15 protein-coding genes are annotated in these 12,378 nt (G+C 73.1%); 13 read left to right on the top strand and 2 right to left on the bottom strand.

Going from position 1 to position 12,378, the window contains the following annotated elements:
* Positions 1 to 97: 97 nt before the first annotated feature.
* The gene (locus ACIF6F_RS00210; protein WP_399938995.1) at positions 98 to 1,129 is read right to left on the bottom strand and encodes a LacI family DNA-binding transcriptional regulator; all 1,032 of its coding nucleotides are present in this window, start codon (positions 1,127 to 1,129) and stop codon (positions 98 to 100) included.
* 74 nt (positions 1,130 to 1,203) lie between these two features.
* The gene (locus ACIF6F_RS00215) at positions 1,204 to 1,956 is read right to left on the bottom strand and encodes a winged-helix domain-containing protein (RefSeq protein ID WP_399938997.1); all 753 of its coding nucleotides are present in this window, start codon (positions 1,954 to 1,956) and stop codon (positions 1,204 to 1,206) included.
* 259 nt (positions 1,957 to 2,215) lie between these two features.
* Between ACIF6F_RS00215 and ACIF6F_RS00220 the strand changes: the two genes are divergently transcribed.
* From ACIF6F_RS00220 to ACIF6F_RS00280, 13 genes are all read left to right on the top strand, one after another.
* The gene (locus tag ACIF6F_RS00220; RefSeq protein WP_399939000.1) at positions 2,216 to 3,046 is read left to right on the top strand and encodes an alpha/beta hydrolase family protein; all 831 of its coding nucleotides are present in this window, start codon (positions 2,216 to 2,218) and stop codon (positions 3,044 to 3,046) included.
* 46 nt (positions 3,047 to 3,092) lie between these two features.
* Positions 3,093 to 3,347 carry a MoaD/ThiS family protein gene (locus tag ACIF6F_RS00225; protein ID WP_399939003.1) on the top strand — a complete coding sequence of 85 codons (255 nt, stop codon included), beginning with the start codon at positions 3,093 to 3,095 and terminating at the stop codon, positions 3,345 to 3,347.
* A 6-nt stretch (positions 3,348 to 3,353) separates the two neighbouring features.
* Positions 3,354 to 5,297, top strand: a complete 1,944-nt coding sequence (locus ACIF6F_RS00230) for a hypothetical protein (RefSeq protein WP_399939006.1) — start codon at positions 3,354 to 3,356, stop codon at positions 5,295 to 5,297.
* A gap of 90 nt (positions 5,298 to 5,387) precedes the next feature.
* On the top strand, positions 5,388 to 6,083 hold the full coding sequence (locus tag ACIF6F_RS00235; RefSeq protein WP_399940478.1) for a DUF2993 domain-containing protein: 696 nt from the start codon (positions 5,388 to 5,390) through the stop codon (positions 6,081 to 6,083).
* A gap of 318 nt (positions 6,084 to 6,401) precedes the next feature.
* Positions 6,402 to 6,482, top strand: a complete 81-nt coding sequence (locus tag ACIF6F_RS00240; protein WP_365035947.1) for a putative leader peptide — start codon at positions 6,402 to 6,404, stop codon at positions 6,480 to 6,482.
* A 212-nt stretch (positions 6,483 to 6,694) separates the two neighbouring features.
* Positions 6,695 to 7,540: a sulfurtransferase gene (locus tag ACIF6F_RS00245; protein WP_399939009.1), complete on the top strand. Its 846-nt coding sequence runs from the start codon at positions 6,695 to 6,697 to the stop codon at positions 7,538 to 7,540.
* Between the two features lie 50 nt (positions 7,541 to 7,590).
* Entirely contained in the window at positions 7,591 to 7,881 is a 291-nt protein-coding gene (locus tag ACIF6F_RS00250; protein ID WP_399939012.1) for a DUF1416 domain-containing protein, read from the top strand.
* A gap of 143 nt (positions 7,882 to 8,024) precedes the next feature.
* The gene (locus ACIF6F_RS00255; protein WP_399939014.1) at positions 8,025 to 8,288 is read left to right on the top strand and encodes a DUF3099 domain-containing protein; all 264 of its coding nucleotides are present in this window, start codon (positions 8,025 to 8,027) and stop codon (positions 8,286 to 8,288) included.
* A gap of 194 nt (positions 8,289 to 8,482) precedes the next feature.
* The gene (locus tag ACIF6F_RS00260; RefSeq protein ID WP_399939017.1) at positions 8,483 to 9,265 is read left to right on the top strand and encodes a hypothetical protein; all 783 of its coding nucleotides are present in this window, start codon (positions 8,483 to 8,485) and stop codon (positions 9,263 to 9,265) included.
* Complete coding sequence (locus ACIF6F_RS00265) at positions 9,262 to 10,083, top strand: hypothetical protein (RefSeq protein WP_399939020.1); 822 nt, start codon at positions 9,262 to 9,264, stop codon at positions 10,081 to 10,083. The genes ACIF6F_RS00260 and ACIF6F_RS00265 overlap by 4 nt, the downstream gene beginning before the upstream one ends.
* Positions 10,080 to 10,985 (top strand): hypothetical protein, encoded by a 906-nt coding sequence (locus ACIF6F_RS00270; RefSeq protein WP_399939023.1) that lies wholly within the window; start codon positions 10,080 to 10,082, stop codon positions 10,983 to 10,985. Before ACIF6F_RS00265 ends, ACIF6F_RS00270 begins: the two co-directional genes overlap by 4 nt.
* 298 nt (positions 10,986 to 11,283) lie before the next feature.
* On the top strand, positions 11,284 to 11,856 hold the full coding sequence (locus tag ACIF6F_RS00275) for an FABP family protein (protein WP_399939026.1): 573 nt from the start codon (positions 11,284 to 11,286) through the stop codon (positions 11,854 to 11,856).
* 78 nt (positions 11,857 to 11,934) lie between these two features.
* A complete protein-coding gene (locus ACIF6F_RS00280; RefSeq protein ID WP_399939028.1) occupies positions 11,935 to 12,372 on the top strand; it encodes a Fur family transcriptional regulator in 438 nt (145 codons plus the stop codon).
* Positions 12,373 to 12,378: the final 6 nt, after the last annotated feature.

Genomic DNA, 12,378 nt, shown 5'->3' on the forward strand with positions numbered 1-12,378 from the left:
CCGATCATGAGAGCTTCCTGAGTGCGCGCTGAGAAGCCCGACAGAAGGCTGTATGCCCGATGTAAAGACGCGTGGCGGAGGTCCGGCGTGCGCCGGATCAGCCCACCGGGTCGCAGCCGCAGGAGCGCCGGACGACCAGCGCGGAGGGGAACTGCTTCAGCCGTTCGCGCCGCGATCCTGCGACCCGCAGCGCGTCGTCCAGCACCAGGTCGACGGCCGCCCGGGCCATCGCCGGCCGGTCGGAGGCGATGGTGGTCAGCGGCGGGTCGGTGAGCGCGGCCTCCTTGACGTCGTCGAAGCCGGCGACCGCCAGCTCGCTCGGGACGTCGATGCGCAGCTCGCGGGCCGCGCGCAGGACGCCGATCGCCTGGTCGTCGGTGGCGCAGAAGATCGCCGTGGGCCGGTCCGGGCGCGCCAGCACCTCCAGTGCCACGCGGTAGGCGTCGTAGCGGTTGTACGGGGCCTCGATGAGCCGTCCCTCGACCGACCGGCCGGACTCCAGCATGGCCCGCCGCCAGCCCTCGACGTGGTCGGCGACCGGGTCGCCGACGGAGGGGGTGTTCTCGATGCCGCCGATGCACGCCACGTACTCGTGGCCGTGCTCCAGCAGGTGGCGGGTGGCGAGCTGGGCGCCGCCGATGTCGTCGGTGACGACGGCGACGTCGTCGATCGCCTCGGGCCGCTCGTGCAGCAGCACGACCCGGGCGTCCCAGGCCTCGATCTCGCTGGCGGCCTGCTCGCTCATGCCCTGGCTGACCAGGATCAGGCCGGAGACCCGCATCCCGAGGAAGGCCCGCAGGTAGTGGACCTCGCGCTCGGTGCGGTAGTCGGAGTTGCCGACGAGCACCATCTTCCCGCGCTCGGCCGCGGCCTGCTCGACCGCGTGTGCCATCTCGGCGAAGAAGGGCTGCCGGGCGTCCGGGACGATCATGCCTATGAGGTCCGTGCGCCGCGAGGCCATCGCCTGGGCCACGCGGTCGGGCCGGTACCCCAGTTCCTTGATCGCGGCGAGTACACGCTCGCGCGTGGCCGGGGCGACCGGCCTTGGTCCGTTGTTGATGACGTAACTCACGACCGCGGTCGAAGTACCCGCCAGTCGCGCTACGTCATCCCGCGTCACCTTGGCCACGCGCGGAATTCTACGCGGGGTGACCGTCGCGTGGGCAGGGAGTCTGCCCACCGGACGATCACGATCGCGTACCCCTAACGGGCGACGGGGGCTCCGGCCTCGGACGCAGCGTCCGCCGCGGCCTTGCTCCGGGCCTCCTCGGCCGCCCGCTCCACCTTCTCCGGGGCGACGAAGCGGTAGCCGACGTTGCGCACGGTGCCGATCAGCGACTCGTGTTCCGGGCCGAGCTTCGCGCGCAGCCGCCGTACGTGCACGTCGACCGTCCGGGTGCCGCCGAAGTAGTCGTACCCCCACACCTCCTGCAGCAGCTGGGCCCGGGTGAAGACCCGTCCCGGGTGCTGCGCGAGGTACTTCAGCAACTCGAACTCCTTGAAGGTCAGGTCCAGTACCCGGCCCTTGAGCTTGGCGGAGTACGTCGCCTCGTCGACCGACAGGTCGCCGTTGCGGATCTCCATGGGGGAGTCGTCGGAGCCGATCTGCTGACGGCCCATGGCCAGCCGCAGCCGCGCCTCGACCTCGGCGGGTCCCGCGGTGTCGAGCAGCACGTCGTCGATGCCCCAGTCGGCGGTGACGGCGGCCAGGCCGCCCTCGGTCACCACCAGCAGCAGCGGACAGCCGGGCCCGGTGGAGCGCAGCAGCTGGCACAGGGAGCGCACCTGCGGCAGGTCCCGGCGGCCGTCGATGAGGATCACGTCGGCGCCCGGGGTGTCCACCAGGGCCGGGCCCTCGGCGGGCGCCACCCGGACGCTGTGCAGGAGCAGGCCGAGGGCGGGCAGCACCTCGGTCGAGGGCTGGAGGGCGTTGGTCAGAAGCAGGAGGGAGCTCATCGCCGACCACCTGCCAGGTTCGGACGGTCGTGCGTGTTTCGCTGGCCCATCACGTCGGTTCCTCCTCGGTCCCGTCGAGGACGTTCGCGGCACTGCTTCGTACGAGGTGCGGTCCCCGCGCCCTGGGGCCCGCCACCGGAAGCGGTATGAACCAAGGGTTCCACCGGTCCCGGTGTTCGTGCTGTGTTCAACGTGCTGAAAGCACAAAAGGACCCGGGGGCAACGTTGCCCGGATCCTCTGCCCAGCAGAATAGCCCACATGAATGCCGCTGGAGAGGGCCGAGCGAAACCCGGTTCTGTGGTCCGCACCACGCTCCGCACGGCGGACGGGGTGCCGATCGAGGCGGTCCACCTGCCCTGCGCGGTGCCGTCGGAGGGCCCCGGAGCGGCGGGTCCGCACCCGGTCGCGATCGTGGTCGCGCACGGCTTCACGGGCTCTGCCGACCGGCCTGCCGTGCGGCGGGCCGCGGCGGCCTTCGCCCAGCGTGCGGGCGTGATCACGTTCTCCTTCCGGGGCCACGGGCGGTCCGGCGGGCGGTCCACGGTGGGCGCCCGCGAGGTGCTCGACCTGGATGCCGCGGTGGCCTGGGCGAGGGCCCTGGGGTACCCCCGCGTCGCGACCGTCGGCTTCTCGATGGGCGGCTCCGTGGTGCTCCGGCACGCGGCGCTCGGGGCCGCGGGACAAGGGGGGCGCACGGAGGCACGTACGGATGCGGTGGCCGCCGTCAGTGCGCCGGCGCGCTGGTACTACCGCGGGACCGCGCCGATGCGGCGGCTGCACTGGGTCGTGACCACGCCGGCCGGGCGCCTGGTGGCCCGGGCGGGGCTGGGCACGCGGATCTCCGGGGCGCGGTGGTCGCCGGTGCCGCTCGCCCCGTACGAGTCGGTGCCGCTGATCGCCCCGACGCCCGTACTGATCGTGCACGGGGACCGGGACCCCTACTTCCCGGTGGACCACGGACACATGCTGGCCGCGGCCGGGCCGGCCGAGCTGTGGGTGGAGCCGGGCATGGGCCACGCCGAGAACGCGGTGGACGACGACCTGCTCGCGCGGCTGGCGGACTGGCTGGCCGCGACGGCTGTGAGGTAGCCGCAGCACGAGGCGGCATCATGGAGGCCCGACGAAAGGAGCTGCTGTGGCAGCGGGAACCATCCGCTACTGGGCGGCGGCCAAGGCCGCGGCCGGGATCGCGGAGGAGCCGTACGCGGCCGCGACCCTGGCCGAGGCGCTGGACGCGGCCCGCGAGCGGCACCCCGGGGAGCTGGTCCAGGTGCTGAAGCGCTGCTCGTTCCTGGTGGACGACGCCCCGGTGGGCACGCGTCCGCACGAGTCGGTGCGGCTGACCGAGGGCGGCAGCGTCGAGGTCCTTCCGCCGTTCGCGGGAGGGTGAGCCGAGATGACCGAACGCCCCTCCTCCTCGCCGGCGCCGGGGGACCCCGACCCGTACGCCACGCAGACCTGGTCCTCCGAGACCTGGGACACCACCTACCAGCCGACGGTGCCGCCGCAGGCCGCTGCCGGTTCCTCTTCTTCCGCCGCGTATCCGGCGCCGTCGCCGTCGCCGTCGCCGTCGCCCGAGCGGGCGTGGCCTGACGCCTCAGGCGCCGGGCAGGAGTGGCCGGGGGCCGGATCCTCCGCCGCCTGGCCGGCAGCCGGGACGGGTTCCGGCGCGGCGGCCTGGCCCGAGGCGGGGACGGGCGCGGGTGCGGCTTCCCCGTGGCCCGGCGCCTCGGCCGGCCAGGGCGGGCAGGCCGGGGGCGGGGCCGCCCCGTGGGGCGGGGCCGGTACGGGTGCCGGTGACGCCGGAGTCTCCGGTTCCGGCTGGCCCGAGGTCGGTAGGGGCACGGGTACGGGTGCGCCCGGTGTCCCGCCGGAGCCCGCGGCCCCCTCGTGGGCCCGCCAGTACGACACCCCGGCCCCGGGCACCCCGGCCCCGGGCACCCCGGCCCCGGGCACCCCGTCCTGGGCCGCCGCGGACGACCGGGGCACCGGAGCCGGCCCGTGGCCGGAGACCGGCGGCACCTCCGCTTCCGCCTCGGGGTGGTGGCAGGAGCCCGGCACCGGCGCCTCGCCCGTGTGGCCCGAGGCCGGCACCGGAGCGGGCCCCGCCCCGTCCTCCGAGGGCGCCGACCCGTACGCCCGCCTGTCGGGCGACGCCGGGTACACCCCGGCCCCGCAGGACGCGGAGGCCTCGTACGCGGCCGGCCCGCAGGGTGCCGATGCCCCGTACACCCCTGCCCGGCAGGGTGCGCACCCCCCGTACACCTCGGCTCCGCAGGGCGCGGACGCCTCGTATGGCTCCGCCCCGCAGGGCACCGACGCAGCGGCGACCGCCTACCTCCCGCCCGTCCGGGACGACGCTCCCGCGCCCTACGGCACCGACGCCGCCGCCACCGCCTACCTCCCGCCGGTCCGGGACGGCGAGCCGGCCGCGCAGGGCACCGACGCCGCCGCCACCGCCTACCTCCCGCCGGTCCGGGACGACGCCCCGGCGCCGCACGGCACCGGCACCGGCGCCGCCGTCGAGGAGACCGGGCCCGGGGGCCCCGCGTACTCCTCTCCCGTGACCCTCGGGAACACCCGGATCCGGGACCCCCGGCAGGCGCGGGCCGAGGGCCGGTCGCCGATCATCGACCCGGGCCCGCAGTCCGCGCTGCTCACGGCGGGCCTCGGCGCCCTGATGGCGCTCGCCGCCGCGTTCGGCGCGTATGCCCTGCTGCTCCCGCTGGTGGCCCTCCAGGGACTGACCGCGGCGGGCTGGTTCCGGCTCAACGGCATGTGGCCGGCCCGCCAGGGCATCGCCCTCGCCTTCGCCGGAGCCCTGGCCGCCGACGCCGCCGTGCTGGCGGTGGCCGAGCTCCACGCGCCCGGAGCGATCATCGGCACCCTCGGCGTCTGGGTGCTGCTGACCCTCGTGCTCCAGCTCCGCAGCCACGCCGACCCGGACGAGCGGGTGTACGGGCTGATGGCGAGCGTGGCCTCGGCCGCCCTCGCGATCGTCTGCGCCGGCTACCTCGCCGCCGACCCGGCGGCCGTCACCACCGGCGCCGCCGCCGTGGGCGTGGCGGCCCTGGTACGGGCCCTGCCGCTGCCCCCGGCCCCCTCCGTGGCCGCCTCGCTGCTGTCCGCGGCGGGCGCGGGCCTGGCCGTCGGGGGGCTCACCTCCGTGGGCGTGGGCGGTGCGCTCGTCGGCCTCGCGGCGGGCGTGTGCACCCTGATCGGGCTGCGCGTGGCCGCGTACGACTACCCGTCGAAGTTCGTCCACATGACCGCGGGCGTCGCGCTGCCGCTGGCCGCCGCCGCGCCGGCGGTCTACCTGGTGGGGCGGGTCGTCGGCTGAGGACGGGGTAGGCGGGAAGGCGGCGCGGCGGGACCACCGACCGCGCCGCCACACGATCCGGCACGGACACACATGGGGGGCTACAACACCGTGCGAGCACTGCGGATACTGCTGATCATCGGGGTGGTCCTGACGGGCCTGCTGGTCGCCGTCGACCGGTTCGCCGTGGGATACGCGGAGGACAAGCTGGCCGCCAGGGTCCACTTCAGCCAGGGCCTGGCGGGCAGCACGGACGTGGACATCAGGGGATTCCCCTTCCTCACCCAGGTCGTGGGCTACGAGCTGGAACAGGTCGACGCCCACCTGCGCGGCATCGAGGCGGACACCGCCGGCCGCAGGGTGCGCATCACCTCGATCGACGCGAGCTTCCACGACGTGAAGCTGAGCGCCGACTACAACGGCGGCACCGCCGCCCGGGCCGACGGCGAGGCCTTCCTCTCGTACGCCGACCTGACCGCGGCCTCGCAGACCGGCGTGACGGTCGCCTACGGGGGCGCGCCGGGCAAGGTGAAGGTGACCGCCTCCGTCGAGATCCTCGGCCGCACCTTCTCCCGCAGCGTGACCTCCACGGTCAGCCTGGTGAAGGGCAACGTCGTGCGGGTGCGCGCCGAGCACGTGCCGGGCGAGGGATTCCCGGGCCTGGAGGAGCTGATCCGGAAGAAGACCGACTTCGACCGGCCGGTGGACGCCCTGCCCAAGGGCCTCGGCCTGACCTCCGTCACCTCGGACGGCGAGGGCGTACGGGCCGTCCTGAAGGGCACCGACGTGAACCTCGGCGCCCGCTGACCGGGCCCGCCCCGGAAACCGCCCGGAGGGCCGCGCCGAGCCCCGTGCCCGGGCGCGCCCCCACGGACCCGCAGCGGCTCCGCCCCGGCCCCCCGTCCCCGGCTCCTCCCAAGGCCCGCTCAGGCCCCGCCCGAGCGGGCCTTGGCCGCATAGTGAGACGGCGCAGTCCGAACCGCAGATGGATGCCCTGCCGCCCAGGCCCCGCAGGGCTTCCGGTGCCTTCGGGGGCCGCACTCCATCCCGCAATCCGGACGATCCCGTCTCGATATATGACACGCCGGTGACAGGGGCCCCGGATCGTCCCTACGATCCATTGTCATGAAGCGACAGGCGGACCTCACGAAGCGGCGGGCAGTAGACCTGTGCCGCGTCGCCGCCATGCTCTGTCGATCGATGTGAGCGACCGGCGCTTCACGTAAGCGCGCAGCTCCCTCCCCGGCCGTACGAACACGACGGCCGTCCCGCGTGACACGCACCCCCGACGCCAGCCCCGCCCCGGCCCGCCTCCCCGCGCCGCCGGACCGCGGACGCCCGGGCGCACCCGGAACCGCGCACGCACCACACCGCAGCACCCGCACAGCCCGCCGCACACTGCCCCGGAGGAGATCACCATGAGCCGCAGCGACGTCCTCGTCGACGCCGACTGGGTCGAGGCCCACCTGGACGACCCCAAGGTCGTCGTCGTCGAGGTGGACGAGGACACGTCCGCGTACGACAAGAACCACATCCGCAACGCCGTCCGGATCGACTGGAAGCAGGACCTCCAGGACCCGGTCCGCCGCGACTTCGTGGACCAGGAGGGCTTCGAGAAGCTCCTCTCCGCCAAGGGCATCGGCAACGACGACACGGTCGTCCTCTACGGCGGCAACAACAACTGGTTCGCGTCCTACGCCTACTGGTACTTCAAGCTGTACGGCCACCAGGACGTCAAGCTCCTCGACGGCGGCCGCAAGAAGTGGGAGCTCGACTCCCGCGACCTGGTCGACGGCTCCGAGGTCCCGAACCGCCCGGCCACCGAGTACAAGGCGCAGGCCCAGGACACCTCCATCCGCGCCTTCCGCGACGACGTGGTGGCCGCGATCGGCGCCCAGAACCTGGTCGACGTCCGCTCGCCCGACGAGTTCAGCGGCAAGCTGCTCGCCCCGGCGCACCTCCCGCAGGAGCAGTCGCAGCGCCCCGGCCACGTGCCGAGCGCCCGCAACATCCCGTGGTCCAAGAACGCCAACGACGACGGCACCTTCAAGTCGGACGACGAGCTCAAGGCCCTCTACGAGGACGAGCAGGTCGACCTGTCGAAGGACACCATCGCCTACTGCCGCATCGGTGAGCGCTCCGCGCTGACCTGGTTCGTCCTGCACGAGCTGCTGGGCCAGGAGAACGTCAAGAACTACGACGGCTCGTGGACCGAGTACGGCTCCCTCGTCGGCGTGCCGATCGAGCTCGGCGCCAACAAGTAATCCGGGCACGCGACGCCCTCGTACGACCTCTCTAGGACAGGACAGAGAACATGTGTGGAGCACAGATCGGCGGGCCCGACCTCGCGACGCTGAAGCCCGGTGAGACCGCCATCCAGGGCCAGGTGACCAAGGACGGCGAGCCCGTCAGCGGTTACGTCCGGCTGCTGGACTCGACCGGCGAGTTCACCGCGGAGGTCCCGACGTCGGCGACCGGCCAGTTCCGCTTCTACGCCGCCACCGGCGAGTGGACGCTGCGCGCGCTGGTGCCCGGCAGCCAGGCCGACCGCAAGGTCGTCGTGGTCGAGCAGGGCGGCGTGACGGACGTCGCGATCGCGGTGTGAGCTGACCGCCCGCGGTCACCAGAACAGGCCGGAGGGCCGCACCCCAGGGGGTTGGACGCCACTGGACGGGGTGCGGCCCTCCGCGCCGTCGCCGGCTCCCCCCGTGCCGTTCCGGTGCGGGGGGATTTCCGTACGCTGGAGACATGTACGCCCGGCGCCGACGCGTCTACTTCCTGATGATGGGCGGATGCCTCGTCCTCTTCGTCTCCGCCTGGGCCTTCGTGCGGCTGTGGTCGGTGGAGGCGGCGGTCGGGATGTGCGTGGTCGCGATGGTGATCCCGCCGGTCGCGGCGATGATCGCGAACCGCCGCGGGCCCGACGACCGCTGGTGGGACGACCCTTCAGGGGACCCGCAGTCCGACGAGTGGTGGGACGAACTGGACGGAAAGCGGCGGCGGGACGAATAGCGTCCGCGCGGAGATCAAACCGTGATCCGGAACGGCACAACTCTGTTCGTCGCCCCGTGGTCTGCTGTGTGCACAGGTAACGAAACCTGTGGCGCAACGTCCTGTGGGGGGACCCTTTGGAACCAGAGCAGACCATCCCTGAGCAGCGGAAACAGGGGGAGGTCCGACCGGAGCCGGTTAGTCCGGAATTCCCGGTGGCGAACGAACTGCCCGCGGAGCCGGAGTCCGTACCGGAAGCGGTACCGGCCGCCGCCGTACGCCCGCGCCGCCGCGGCCGCACCACCCTCCTGATCGCCGCCGCCGCGGTCCTCGGCGCCCTCGCCGGCACCGTCACGGGCTACGCCGTCCAGTACGACCGCGAGCCCACCCCGCTCCCGCCGCTGGCCCAGCGGCTGGCTCCGTCGAAGACCGCCCCCGGTGTGCCCGGCCGCACCAACGCCCGGACCCTGAACGTCCACCGGTGGGTGAAGTCCGACGGCGACCTCCGCGAGCTGCTGGTGAAGAAGCCGAAGGGCGCGAAGGACTTCGGCGCCGGCAAGGCGGACTGGGTGCCCCTCGTCACGTACGCCGCGGACTTCGACTGGCCGGACCGCGCCTTCCGGCACTTCGCCAACGAGGACCTGCGCAGGGTGGCCCGGGTCGAGTGGCAGGAGCGCGGCGAGGTCTTCGTGGTCGTCGAACTCACGCAGTTCAACGACACGACACAGCTCGCCGCCGCCGACTTCGCCGAGCAGCAGCAGGGTTACGAGGAGAAGGACGCGGGCAACGACGGCAAACCCCTGCCCGGCAGTGGCAACGGACGCGTCTTCGTGCACGACCAGCCCTTCCGGAAGGCCGGCTACGAGCCCGTCTACCAGGGCCAGGCCATTGCCCGCCGCGGTGACGTGGTGATGCGGGTCTACTACCGGAACAACACCCGCCCGGTGTCCGAGAAGGCCCTCATGGACCTGGCGAAGCGACAGTGGGAGCGACTGTGACCGAGCAGCCCGAGAGCCCTCTTGAGACCCCCGAGGCTGCCGCCACGGCGACGCCGGCTCCGGCCGCCGCTCCCGCCGACCCCGCGGCCCGGCGCGGTGCCCACCGCAAGGCGGTCGCCTTGGGAGCGGCCGTCCTCGTCCTCGCCTCCCTGGCGGCAGGCGGTGTCTGGGCCGACGCCAGGCTCGCCGAAGCCGACCGCACCGCGCCCACCGTCGTCCTCGCGGAGGCCCCGGTTCCGACCGCCTCGGCGACGCCCGCCCCGACGCGGCCCGCGGGCCTGGCCGGCAGCCTCCTCCCCGTGCCCGGCGGCTACGAGCTCGGTCCTGACATCGACGAGTTCGGGCGCGACGTCGAGCTCTCCGAGCGGCAGGCCGTCGCGCAGTTCAAGGAGTCCTCCCGCAACCTGCCCGCCGCGCAGCGGAGCAAGCAGAGCAAGGCCGTGGACAAGCTGGGGCTGGGCGGCATGGCCATGCGCAGTTACCGGGCCCTGGGCGGCGACCTGGTCGTGGAGATCAAGCTCGCGCAGATCAAGAACGCGAAGGACGGCCGCAAGCTCGCGCAGTACCAGAAGGAGTTCGCCGACTGGCTCGGCATCTTCCGCAAGGGGCCGAAGATCGAGGGCCACGGGAAGGCCTCCTGCTTCCTGCTGCCGAAGACGGACGGCTCGAAGCTCGACGGCATGTTCTGCAGCGCGTACGAGGGCGACGTGCTCGTCAGCATGATGGCGACCGGTCCGAAGCCGTTCCAGACCACCGAAGCCGCGTCGATCCTGCGCGAGCAGCTCGACCACCTGACGTCCCCCGGGGAGCGCGTGTGACCGAGCAGACGATTCCCCAGCCGGAGGCGACTTCCGGGACCACCCCCGAGGTCGTCGCCGGAGCCGTCCCGGAGGCCGCTCCCGGGGTCGGTGCCCAGGCGGAGCCCGCCTCCGGTCCCGCCCCGCAGCCGCCGAAGGACCGCGGTGCGCTGCGCGCCCTCGCCCGCTGGACCGCCGCCGTGCTCGTCTGCGGAGCGGTCGGCAGCGGTGTGGCGTACGCGATCACCGCCCAGGAGCGGACCGACCTGCCGGCGCTGAGCACCCGGGACGACGGGCGCTGGGCGTATCCGGCGGTCGCCCGGCCGCCGCTGCCCCCGGGGGCGCCGCTGCCCTTCGTCCCCGAGAACCCCGGCCGGGTCCACTACGCGGACCTCGCCGCGTTGCTCGTCCCGTCCCCCGCAGGGGCGCGCCCGGACACCACGCTGGGGGACGCGAAGACGCACGTCGCTCCGACGGAGCGCTTCCTCGCCCAGTACGACCCGGGCGACCGGGAAGAGCTGCGCCAGGCGCTGGTGGACCACGGGCTGCGCCAGGTCGTCGCCCGCGGCTGGACGATGCCGGACGGCACGTCCACCCGCGTTTTCCTGCTCCGCTTCGGCAGCAGCCAGGTCGTTTCCGAGGTCATGCGCACGAACCTGAGCGGGGCCTCCGAGGCCGTCGTCAAGCCCCTCGGCATCGAGTCGTTCGAGCTGCTCGACGAGGCCTACCCGGCGGACGCGGAGGCGGACAACACGAGCATCACCGTCTTCGACGAGGGTGAGCCGCGCGGCGACGAGCACGTCCGGCACGCGTACGTCGAAGCGGGCGACGTGATCGCCCTCGTCATCCAGTCCCGGAAGGGCGCCGCCCCCGCGGTCCCGTTCCACCAGACGGTCGTACTCCAAGACCAGCTGCTCGGCTGAGCCCGCCGCCCTCGTACGCGCCCCCGTCCCCCGATGTGACGGTGGAGCGCACCTCGCAGAGAGGGTCCGGTCCCGGCCCGATACTCTGGGACCGGCCCTCCCCCCGGCCGTGCGGCCGGGGAACCAACCGATTCGTCCGAGGAGCACCCCGTGCTTGAGGCAGTCTTCACCTCCCTGCTGGTCCTGGTCTGCGTCGGCGTTCTCGCCTTCACCGGCCTGGCCGTGAAGAAGCTGTACCAGGGTCAGCGCTGACCACCCCGGAACCCCTCTCCGCACCCACAGATCGCCTGAGTCGCTCATGATCCAGATCCCGTCCGACCTCAAGCCGGACCTCGTACCCCTCGCCTTCCTCCTCGGCACCTGGGAAGGCGCTGGCGTCTTCGACTTCCCCGGCGACGAGAAGTGCAACTTTGGCCAGGAGGTCGTCTTCAGCCACGACGGCCGGGACTTCCTGGAGTACACCTCGCGCAGCTGGGTCCTCGACGCCGAGGGCAAGAAGGTCCGCCCCCTGGAGTCGGAGTCCGGCTACTGGCGCATCGACAAGGACCGCAAGGTCGAGATCGTCATGGTCCGCGACCAGGGCGTCGTCGAGGTCTGGTACGGCGAGCTGGCCGACGGCAAGCCGCAGATCGACCTGGTCACCGACGCGGTGGCCCGTACCGCGGCCTCCGGCCCGTACAGCGGCGGCAAGCGCCTCTACGGCTACGTCAACAGCGACCTGATGTGGGTCGGCGAGAAGGCGACCCCGGACGTCGAGCTGCGCCCGTACATGTCTGCCCAGCTGAAGAAGGTCGTCACCCCGGAAGAGGTCGCCGAGATGGCCCGCAACCTCCCGGACATGCCGGACGACGGCATCGCGTTCTTCCGCTGACCGGAAGAGCCCGAGCACGCTGAAACGAAGGGGACCGCGGCCCGCCGCGGTCCCCTTCCGCGCGCTTACACTGGCCCCGTGGTGAGCACCGACTGGAAGAGCGATCTGCGGCAGCGCGGCTACCGGCTGACCCCGCAGCGACAGCTTGTCCTGGAAGCCGTCGACACCCTTGAACACGCGACGCCGGACGACATCCTCGTCGAGGTGCGCAAGACCGCGTCCGGCGTGAACATCTCCACCGTCTACCGCACGCTGGAGCTCCTGGAGGAGCTGGGACTCGTCTCCCACGCGCACCTCGGGCACGGCGCACCCACCTACCACCTGGCCGACCGCCACCACCACATCCACCTGGTCTGCCGGGACTGCACCGAGGTCATCGAGGCCGACCTGGAGGTCGCCGCCGACTTCACCGCGAAGCTGCGCGGCACCTTCGGCTTCGAGACCGACATGAAGCACTTCGCGATCTTCGGCCTCTGCCGCGACTGCGCCGCGAAGCGCGAGGCGGCCCGGTCGTAGGCTTGG

Origin of the sequence: Streptomyces sp. NPDC086023, assembly GCF_044540325.1 — a bacterium.
Taxonomy (GTDB): domain Bacteria; phylum Actinomycetota; class Actinomycetes; order Streptomycetales; family Streptomycetaceae; genus Streptomyces.

Bases quoted from the DNA above. Each gene is read 5' to 3' on its own strand.
- ACIF6F_RS00215 (WP_399938997.1), bottom strand. From the start codon at position 1,956: ATGAGCTCCCTCCTGCTTCTGACCAACGCCCTCCAGCCCTCGACCGAG.
- ACIF6F_RS00220 (WP_399939000.1), top strand. From the start codon at position 2,216: ATGAATGCCGCTGGAGAGGGCCGAGCGAAACCCGGTTCTGTGGTCCGC.
- ACIF6F_RS00230 (WP_399939006.1), top strand. From the start codon at position 3,354: ATGACCGAACGCCCCTCCTCCTCGCCGGCGCCGGGGGACCCCGACCCG.
- ACIF6F_RS00240 (WP_365035947.1), top strand. From the start codon at position 6,402: ATGAAGCGACAGGCGGACCTCACGAAGCGGCGGGCAGTAGACCTGTGC.
- ACIF6F_RS00245 (WP_399939009.1), top strand. From the start codon at position 6,695: ATGAGCCGCAGCGACGTCCTCGTCGACGCCGACTGGGTCGAGGCCCAC.
- ACIF6F_RS00250 (WP_399939012.1), top strand. From the start codon at position 7,591: ATGTGTGGAGCACAGATCGGCGGGCCCGACCTCGCGACGCTGAAGCCC.
- ACIF6F_RS00255 (WP_399939014.1), top strand. From the start codon at position 8,025: ATGTACGCCCGGCGCCGACGCGTCTACTTCCTGATGATGGGCGGATGC.
- ACIF6F_RS00275 (WP_399939026.1), top strand. From the start codon at position 11,284: ATGATCCAGATCCCGTCCGACCTCAAGCCGGACCTCGTACCCCTCGCC.